General features: G+C 70.6%; 10 protein-coding genes. 6 read left to right on the top strand and 4 right to left on the bottom strand.

The window, feature by feature from the left end; translation table 11 throughout:
* From AB0J09_RS48205 to AB0J09_RS48195, 3 genes are all read left to right on the top strand, one after another.
* Positions 1-1,109 (top strand): thiolase family protein (locus AB0J09_RS48205; protein ID WP_360707278.1); only part of this gene is annotated, 1,109 nt, incomplete at its 5' end.
* Between the two features lie 10 nt (positions 1,110-1,119).
* Positions 1,120-1,506 carry an OB-fold domain-containing protein gene (locus AB0J09_RS48200; protein ID WP_360707275.1) on the top strand — a complete coding sequence of 129 codons (387 nt, stop codon included), beginning with the start codon at positions 1,120-1,122 and terminating at the stop codon, positions 1,504-1,506.
* A 14-nt stretch (positions 1,507-1,520) separates the two neighbouring features.
* Complete coding sequence (locus AB0J09_RS48195; RefSeq protein ID WP_360707272.1) at positions 1,521-2,432, top strand: LysR family transcriptional regulator; 912 nt, start codon at positions 1,521-1,523, stop codon at positions 2,430-2,432.
* Between the two features lie 8 nt (positions 2,433-2,440).
* On the opposite strand, the gene AB0J09_RS48190 is transcribed toward AB0J09_RS48195, so the two are convergent.
* Positions 2,441-3,079: a TetR/AcrR family transcriptional regulator gene (locus AB0J09_RS48190; protein ID WP_360707269.1), complete on the bottom strand. Its 639-nt coding sequence runs from the start codon at positions 3,077-3,079 to the stop codon at positions 2,441-2,443.
* Positions 3,080-3,196: 117 nt separating this feature from the next.
* Between AB0J09_RS48190 and AB0J09_RS48185 the strand changes: the two genes are divergently transcribed.
* Positions 3,197-3,484, top strand: coding sequence for a GntR family transcriptional regulator (locus AB0J09_RS48185; RefSeq protein WP_360707267.1), 288 nt, complete (start codon positions 3,197-3,199; stop codon positions 3,482-3,484).
* On the opposite strand, the gene AB0J09_RS48180 is transcribed toward AB0J09_RS48185, so the two are convergent.
* The 3 genes from AB0J09_RS48180 to AB0J09_RS48170 all read right to left on the bottom strand — a co-directional run bounded on the left by AB0J09_RS48180 (position 3,457) and on the right by AB0J09_RS48170 (position 7,190).
* Positions 3,457-5,046, bottom strand: a complete 1,590-nt coding sequence (locus tag AB0J09_RS48180; protein WP_360707265.1) for an NAD(P)/FAD-dependent oxidoreductase — start codon at positions 5,044-5,046, stop codon at positions 3,457-3,459. The genes AB0J09_RS48185 and AB0J09_RS48180 overlap by 28 nt on opposite strands.
* A complete protein-coding gene (locus tag AB0J09_RS48175) occupies positions 5,043-5,960 on the bottom strand; it encodes an alpha/beta hydrolase (protein WP_360707262.1) in 918 nt (305 codons plus the stop codon). The genes AB0J09_RS48180 and AB0J09_RS48175 overlap by 4 nt, the downstream gene beginning before the upstream one ends.
* Before the next feature lie 105 nt (positions 5,961-6,065).
* Positions 6,066-7,190: a nitronate monooxygenase gene (locus AB0J09_RS48170; RefSeq protein WP_360707260.1), complete on the bottom strand. Its 1,125-nt coding sequence runs from the start codon at positions 7,188-7,190 to the stop codon at positions 6,066-6,068.
* Positions 7,191-7,282: 92 nt separating this feature from the next.
* Between AB0J09_RS48170 and AB0J09_RS48165 the strand changes: the two genes are divergently transcribed.
* Together AB0J09_RS48165 and AB0J09_RS48160 are read left to right on the top strand one after the other, a co-directional pair.
* Positions 7,283-7,873, top strand: coding sequence for a TetR/AcrR family transcriptional regulator (locus AB0J09_RS48165; protein ID WP_360707257.1), 591 nt, complete (start codon positions 7,283-7,285; stop codon positions 7,871-7,873).
* A gap of 79 nt (positions 7,874-7,952) precedes the next feature.
* Entirely contained in the window at positions 7,953-8,168 is a 216-nt protein-coding gene (locus AB0J09_RS48160) for a hypothetical protein (RefSeq protein ID WP_360707254.1), read from the top strand.
* Positions 8,169-8,198 lie beyond the last annotated feature (30 nt).

Genomic DNA, 8,198 nt, shown 5'->3' with positions numbered 1-8,198 from the left:
CCACGCACCGGCTCGGGGTGTCGCTGGTCAACTCGTACGGGACCAAGGAGTTCTTCCCCGGTTACCAGGCCGAGCCCATCGTGTACATGCTGACCAACACCGGCATCACCGGCGACGTCGGCCTGGGCCTGCAGCGCGATCTCGGGCTGCGCCACCTGCGCATGCTGTCGGAGGTGCAGGCGTACGGCTCGTCGGCCGGGGCCATGGTCCAGTACGCCGCCATGGCCGTGGCTGCCGGCATGGCCGACGTCGTGGCCTGCGTCTTCGCCGACGCGCCGCTGAAGGACAAGTCGACGGGAGGCGGCGCGGCCTACGCCGGCGCGGGCCGCAGGCTCACCGGCTGGCAGGGCCTGACCGCCGCCTCGGGCATCTACAGCGCCAACACCATGTACGCGCTGGCCGCCCGCAGGCACATGCAGACGTACGGCACCACGAGCGAGCAACTCGGCCACATAGCCGTCGCCCAGCGCGCCTGGGCGGCCAGAAACCCCCTGGCCCAGATGCGCGACCCGATCACCCTCGAGGACCACCAGAGCTCCCGGTGGATCGCCGAGCCGTTCCACCTGCTCGACTGCTGCCTGGTCAGCAACGGCGGTGTCGCGGTCGTCGTCACCTCCGCCGACCGGGCCGCCGGCCTCGCCCAGCCCGCCGTGCACATCCTCGGCTGGGGACAGGCGCACCCCGGGTACGCCATGGGCAGGGACAGCGAGTTCGGCCTGGTCAGCGGCGCCGCCCTGTCAGGCCCGACGGCGCTGAAGATGGCCGGGGTGACGATCGCCGACATCGACGTGGCCGAGCTGTACGACTGCTACACCTACACCGCGCTCATCTCGCTGGAGGACTACGGCTTCTGTGCCAAGGGCGAGGGCGGCCCCTTCGTCGCCAGCGGCGTGCTCGGACCGGAGGGGAGCCTGGCCGTCAATACCGGGGGCGGCCAGCTCTCCTCCTACTACATGTGGGGCATGACGCCGCTGTCGGAGGCCGTCATCCAGGCCCGCGGCCAGGGCGGCGAGCGCCAGGCTCCCCGCAACGACCTCGTCCTGGTCAGCGGCAACGGCGGCGTGCTCGACCACCACTCCACCCTCGTCCTCAGCCCGCACGCGCGATAGGAGCATGCCGATGCCCGTGGGAATCGTCCACCGCGACGCGGCCACCGCCGAGTTCTTCGACGGCACCGCGCGCGGCGAACTGCTGATCCGGCGCTGCGACCAGTGCGGCGCCTTCGCGGCGCCGCAGGCGCGCACCTGCCCGGGCTGTGCGTCCCCGGAGCCGTCCTGGACGCCCGCCGCCGGGACGGGGCTGGTGGTGAGCTGGTCGGTGGTGCACACCAAGGGCGCGCCGCCCATCGTGGTCGCGATCGTCGAGCTGGACGAGGGGCCGTGGCTCCAGGCCCAGATCACCGGCGCCGCGCCCGAGGACGTGTACGGCGGCATGCCGGTACGCGTCGCCTTCGAGCGCCCCGAAGGGGGTGAGGCGATCCCGGTGTTCCGCCCCGCCAACGGCTGATTACGCTGGGTGGGGTGGACATCCAGCAGCTCAGATACTTCGTGGCCGTGGCCGAGGAGCTCCACTTCGGCCGTGCCGCCGAGCGGCTGCACGTGACGTCCTCCCCGCTCAGCCGCCGCATTCGCGAGCTGGAGAAGGAGCTGGGGGCCGACCTGTTCGACCGCCGTTACCACCAAGTGGAGCTGACGCCGTTCGGGCGGACGTTCCTCGGCCCCGTCCGCGACGTCCTGGCCCGCTTCGACGCGCTGCCCGAGCTGGCCGCCGGAGCCGCCGCGGCGCCGGCGGTCGTGCGGGTGGGGGCCACCCCGCTCGCCCCCACCCAGGTCCTGGACCTGGTCCTGGAGACGTTCGAGAAGGTCAGCCCGGGGGTCGAGCTGCCGGTGACCCTGGAGCCGTCGGCGGGTCTGCTCGGACTGCTGGCCGCGCGCAAGCTCGACCTCGCCGTGGTGCACCTGCCCGTGGACGACCCCGGCCTGGCCAGTCTCGCGCTCGCGGAGTACCGCTTCGCCGTCGCCATGCGCGCCGACGACCCGCTCGCCGGCCGCTCCGAGCTCACGATCGCCGACCTCGCCGACCGGGAGATGCTGCTCACCTCGCACAAGGTGCATCCACTGGTGATGAACGGGCTCCGCGACCACCTGCGCGAGGGCGGCGTCACCCGGATCCGCGAGCTGCCGCACAGCGACGTGGTCCAGGTCGCCGCGCACATCACCCACTCGCGCGCCCTGTCGCTGACCACACCCAGCACCATCTCCGGCCGCATATTCGGCGAGATCGGTCTCGTCCTCGTGCCATTGCACGACCCGGAGCTCCACTTCCGGCTCGGCGTCGTCTGGCCCACGCGCGACGAAGCGAAGGGCGGCCCGATCGCGGAGGTTCTCGGCGCTCTACGCGAGCGGCGCGGCGACTCTCTCATCATCCTCTGAGACGGTTGTCAGAGGCCTGTAGGAGGAGGGTAGATCGCCACGGCAGCCGTGAGGACGAACTCGGTGACCTCCTCGATGTAGCGCGCGCTTCCCGCCGTCATCTTCGGACGCAGGTCTTCCGGCGTGGCCAGCACGTGGTTCAGGACTCCGCCGAGGAGGGTGTCGAGGATGAGAGAGGGGGAGGCGTGCTCGCCCAGCTCTCCGCGAGCGATGGCGCGGCGGATGACCGCTCGGGCGTTCAGCACCCTGGAGCGGCGGATCGTGGCGGACAGGTCGGCGAAGAGCTCCGGGTAGGCGCGGGCCTCCACGTGCAGCCGCAGCCCGGCCAGCCCGTGCGGGCCGAGGTAGTGGTCCATCATGGCGCGAGCCAGCTCGCGAAGCTCGTCCCGCAGGTTGCCGGTGTCGATGGTCAGGGCGGGCGTCGCCAGTGCCCACTCCAGCGCGTCCATGACCAGCTTCTCCCGGCTGGGCCAGCGCCGGTAGATGGCTGCCTTGCCGATCCCGGCCCGCCGCGCGACCGCGTCGAGCGTGAACTTGGCCCAGCCGAGCTCGGCGTAGAGCTCGATGGCCGCCTGCAGCGCCTTGCGGCCGACCTCCGCGTCGCGGGGGCGACCGGGTCCGGCTGTCCTGATCGCGGGTACGGACACGGGTTACCTCCTGGGGGAAACAGTAGTGGCTGCGCGCAGCGTCGCCTGTCCACCCTTCGACCCTCGATAATGGGCCTGTCCGGAGCCCGCCGCGGCTCCCCGAGGCGAGGACGGTCGATGAGCTTCACGGTGCCCCGCACCCGAGGCGAGGCGGCCGCGCGGCAGTTGCGAGCCGAGATCGTCAGCGGTGTGCTGCGTCCCGGCGAGGTCATCAAGGACGCCGAGATCGCCTCGAGGCTCAACCTCAGCATCACCCCCGTTCGCGAGGCGATCGCCCAGCTCGTCACCGAAGGGCTGATCGAGGCGATGCCCAACCGGGTGCGCAGGGTGAAGGAGCACCTGGCCGAGGGGACGGCCGACGGGGTGATCCTCGGCGGTCAGGCGGAGAGCACGAATCCCGCATAGACGTCCGCCGTGACCTGGTCGCATTTCTGCCGGTAGGCGCCGACGCCGCCGACGTACGGCATGAACACCCGGGGCTTGCCCGGGATGTTGGCGCCCAGATACCAGGAGTTGGCCCGCATGTAGAGAGTGCGGCCGGCGACTTCGTTGACGTGGTCCACCCAGGCGTCCTCGGCCAGCGGGTCGGCGTCGATGGTGGCGATGCCGCCGCCCCGCAGCCGTTCCAGGCAATCGGCGATCCAGTCCACGTGCTGCTCGATGGAGACGATCATGTTGCTGAGCACCGACGGGCTGCCGGGGCCGGTGATGGTGAACATGTTGGGGAAGCCCGCCGTCATCAGCCCCAGGTACGTACGTGGCCCGGCCTCCCACTTGCGCCGCAGCGACAGGCCGCCCTTGCCGGTGATGTCGATGCCGAGCAGCGGACCGGTCATGGCGTCGTAGCCGGTCGCGTACACGATCATGTCGGCGGCGTACTCGGCGTCGGCGGTGCGCACGCCGGTCGGGGTGATCTCCTCGATCGGCGCGTCGCGCACGTCGACCAGGGTCACGTCGGGACGGTTGTAGGTGGCGTAGTAACCGGTGTCGATGCAGATCCGCTTGCTGCCGATGGGATGGTCCTTGGGCGCCAGCAGCTCGGCCACCTGCGGATCCGCGACGATCTCGCGGATCTTCTCGCGGACGAACTCAGCACTCTTCTCGTTGGCCTCGGGATTGATCGCGATGTCGCCATAGGCGCCGAGGAACGCCGTGCCGCCCTTGGCCCAGCGGGTCTCGAATTCCCGCAGCCGATCCTCCTCCGTCGCCTCCAGCGCCGATGCCGTGTTGGAGGTGGACATGACGCCCGCGGCGGAGGTGCGCATGGCGGCACGGATCTCGGCGTAGTTGGCCTTCACCCACTGTGCGTACTCCGGTTCCATGGGCCTGTTCCAGGCAGGCAGGCTGTAGTTGGCGGTGCGCTGGAACACCGTCACGTGCTCCGCCTGCGCGGCGATCACCGGGATGGCCTGGATGCCGGAGGAGCCGGTGCCGATGACGGCGACCCGCTGCCCGGCGAAGTCCACGCCCTCGTGCGGCCATCGCCCGGTGTGGTAGCTGGGCCCCTGGAAGGATCCGACGCCGGGGAAGCCGGGTATCCGGGCCGCCGACAGGCAGCCCACCGCGGTGATGAGGTACGTCGCCGACACGTGGTCGCCGCGGTCGGTCTCCACACGCCACAGGTTCGCGGTCTCGTCGTAGCCGGCGCGGGTCACCCGGGTCTCGAATTGGATGTCCCCGCGCAGGTCGAATCGGTCGGCGACGTGATTGGCGTAACGCAGGATCTCCGGCTGGGACGGGTAGCGCTCGCTCCACTCCCACTCCTGCTGGAGATCCTCGTCGAAGGAGTAGGAGTACTCCATGCTCTCCACGTCGCAGCGGGCGCCCGGGTAGCGGTTCCAGTACCAGGTGCCACCGACGCCGTCGCCGGTCTCGAAGACGCGGACGGCCAGGCCCAGCCCGCGCAGCCGGTGCAGCATGTACATGCCGGCGAAGCCCGCGCCGACGACGACGGCGTCGTACCTCATCGCAGGCTCCCGTCGATCGCCTCGACGACCATGGTGATCGCCGCCGCACTGCCCGGCAGCACGTTCACCATCGTGAAGAAGGCGTGCATCTGGCCCTCGAACCGCTTGAACCGCACCGGGACGCCGGCCTCGCGCAGCCGCTCGGCGTAGGCCTCGCCCTCGTCCCGAAGCACGTCGTGCTCAGCGGTCAGCACGACGGCCGGCGGCAGGCCCGACAGGTCCTGGGCCCGCAGCGGAGAGGCGTCCGCGTTTGCCCGCGCGGCCGGGTCGGGTGCGTAGTGGTCCCAGAACCAGACCATGCTGTCGCGGCTCAGCATGAGCTGGTTGGCGGGGTCGGTGTAGGAGGCGTTGTCCAGGTCGCAGTCGGTCACCGGGTAGATGAGGACCTGCAGCGCGATGGCGGGACCGCCCTCGTCGCGGCTGCGCTGGGCCACGACGGCCGACAGGTTGCCGCCCGCGCTGTCCCCGGCCACGATGACCGGCAGGTCCCGCCCCGGTCCCTTCGCGGCCCAGCACAGCGCGTCGTAGGCGTCCCGGGCCGCGACGGGGTAGCGGTGCTCGGGGGCGAGCCGGTAGTCGACGAGGACGACGGTGCAGCTCGTCCGGTGCGCCAGCATCCTTCCCAGGGTGTCGAACTCGTCGATGGCGCCGACGACCCAGCCGCCGCCGTGGTAGTACACGATCACCGCCCATGGGTCCTCGACAGGGACCAGGACGCGTGCCCCGAACGATCCTCCGTCCGCCGCCTCGATCACGGCTTCTTCCACGCGGGCCATTTCCGGGCCCTTGCCGTACAGGTCGCCCAGCGCGCCGACCATGGCGCGCGCCTCCTCGGGTGTCATCTCGTGCAGGGGCTTGCCGCCTGCTTCGCTCATCTGCTTGAGGAACTGAGTCGTCGCGTCGTCAAGGGACATGGAAGGTCACCTCACCGGGGGCGTGGAGTGATCTGTGTCACTGTCCTCAACTTAAAATGCAGAATGCATCGGGTCAACGGACGATAATCGTCCGGTTCGGCGTCCTCAGGAGAGCAGCCCCGACAGCTCGCGCAGGCGTGCGGCGCAGTCGTCGACGAGCTGCCTGGCGATGTCCGCGGCCGGGCGCAGCTGCTGGAAGGAGCCGACGACCTGGCCGATGAAGAACGACTCCAGGCGCAGGGCCCCCTCGTTGCCCTCCTCCGCGGCGGCGTCGATGCGTGCCCACGCGTCGTTGACCAGCATCGGCTGCAGCGGCATGGGCAGGGCTCCCGGGCTGTCCGGCCGCTCCCACTCCTCGTGCCAGGCGCTGCGGAGCTGGCGGGCCGGCTTGCCGGTACGCGTGGGGGAGCGAACCGTGTCACCGCTGCTCGCGGCCAGGAATTTCGTCTTGACGGGCAGCGGGGTGATGTCCTCGTGGCTGTTGAGCCAGACCGACCCGCACCAGACCCCGGCGGCGCCCAGGGCGAGCGCGGCGGCCATCTGCCGCCCGGAGGCGATGCCGCCCGCGGCCAGCACCGGCACGTCGCCGGCGATGTCCACGATCTCCGGCGTCAGAATCATCGTGGCGATCGTCCCCGTGTGCCCGCCTGCCTCCGTGCCCTGGGCGATGAGCAGCTCGACTCCCGCCTCCAACTGGCGCCGGGCGTGTTTGGCCGAGCCGACCAGCGCCGCCACGACCACGCCCGCGCGCTTGCCCCGCTCCACCAGGAACGGCGGCGGCGTGCCGAGCGCGTTGGCCACCAGCGAGATCTTGTGGCTGAACGCCACGTCGAGCAGCTCCTCGACGCCCTGAGGGTTGATGGCGGCCGACAGCTCGTCCGCGGATGCGTCCTCCGCGGCCTTCCGCTCGGGAATGCCGTACTTGTCCATGAGTCCCGCCACGAACGCGTGATGCTCCTCGGGAATCTGCGCGCGCAGGCTCGCGATGAGGTCGGCGGGGTCGCCCTTGGCGGTCTTGGCCGGCACCAGCACGTCCACGCCGTACGGCTTGCCTCCCACCTGCCTGTCGATCCAGGTGAGCTGGGCGTCCAGTTCCTCCGGCGTGTACGCGGTGGCGGCCAGAACGCCGAACCCGCCCGCGTTGGTGACGGCCGCCACCACGGCAGGGGACCGGTTGAACCCCACGAGCGGCTCGGCCACTCCCAGCATGTCGGTCAGTGCGGTACGCATGGCTGCTCCTTCGTGATATCTGAACGGAAACCGTCCGTAATGGGTGCAGGCTATATTGCCGGCAACCGTTCAGCAATAAGGAGACATGGCCGATGGCAACCACTGCGGGCAGGCGTCGCGACCCCGAGGTCGATCGCAAGGTCACCGACGCCGCCATCGCGCTCTACGGCGAATGCGGCTGGGCGGGCTTCAGCATCGAGGCGGTGGCGCGGGCGTCTGGCGCCGGCAAGGCGTCGATCTACCTGCGCTGGCCGAGCCGCGAGGCGCTGCTGGTGGACGCGCTGACCTCGCGCATCGCGCCGGTCACCGAAGTCGACACCGGCAACGTCCGTGACGATCTGCTCGGCCTCGCCCGGCAAATGCTCGATCTCTACCTCGGCGACGCGGGCCGCGCGGCCCTCCGTATGGGCCTGGAGGCGGAGGGCATCCCGGCCGTCGACGGGCCCTGGCAGGCGTTGCGTGCCTCGCAGTCCTCCGCCGCTCGCGCCCTGGTCAGGCGGGCGATCGACCGTGGCGAGCTGCCCTCGGAGACTCCGGTGACGATGCTGCTGGACACGCTTTGCGGTGGCGCCATGATGCACGTCATGGCCACACCGGCCGACCTGCGTGAGCGGCTCGCGGCTGATCCCGGCGAGTTCGCGGCCCGCCTGGTGGACTTCCTGCTCGCCGCCGTGAACCGCTGACCGGCTCCCTGTATTGCGGAACGGTTACCGTCTGATTTAGTTTAAAGAGACGGATGCCGTTCAGTAATTAGGAGTCGCCGTGATCAAGACTGTTGCCGTGACTGAGCAGGAGGTCGCCGCGTTCGCCGAAGCCGTGCGCGGTGTGCTGGCCCGCACATGGCCGGATGCCCGCGCCGCGAGCGCCGGTGGGCTCGGCGAGGTCTGGGCGGCCGCGGCCCCCCAGGGCGGGTTCGAGCTCGGCACCCAGGGCGCACGGGCGCCCGCCTTACCGGAGATCGGTAGAGCACACCTCTGAAAACACGTCACATAAAGTTACAACGCCTAT

This window comes from Nonomuraea sp. NPDC049784, from assembly GCF_040659615.1.
Classification (GTDB): Bacteria; Actinomycetota; Actinomycetes; order Streptosporangiales; family Streptosporangiaceae; genus Nonomuraea.
This window is presented reverse-complemented; position numbering and strand designations above follow the sequence as displayed.

What these genes read in the sequence shown, in the direction of transcription:
- AB0J09_RS48200 (WP_360707275.1), top strand. Translation starts at nt 1,120, where the DNA reads ATGCCCGTGGGAATCGTCCACCGCGACGCGGCCACCGCCGAGTTCTTC.
- AB0J09_RS48165 (WP_360707257.1), top strand. Translation starts at nt 7,283, where the DNA reads ATGGCAACCACTGCGGGCAGGCGTCGCGACCCCGAGGTCGATCGCAAG.
- AB0J09_RS48180 (WP_360707265.1), bottom strand. Translation starts at nt 5,046, where the DNA reads ATGAGGTACGACGCCGTCGTCGTCGGCGCGGGCTTCGCCGGCATGTAC.
- AB0J09_RS48175 (WP_360707262.1), bottom strand. Translation starts at nt 5,960, where the DNA reads ATGTCCCTTGACGACGCGACGACTCAGTTCCTCAAGCAGATGAGCGAA.
- AB0J09_RS48185 (WP_360707267.1), top strand. Translation starts at nt 3,197, where the DNA reads ATGAGCTTCACGGTGCCCCGCACCCGAGGCGAGGCGGCCGCGCGGCAG.
- AB0J09_RS48170 (WP_360707260.1), bottom strand. Translation starts at nt 7,190, where the DNA reads ATGCGTACCGCACTGACCGACATGCTGGGAGTGGCCGAGCCGCTCGTG.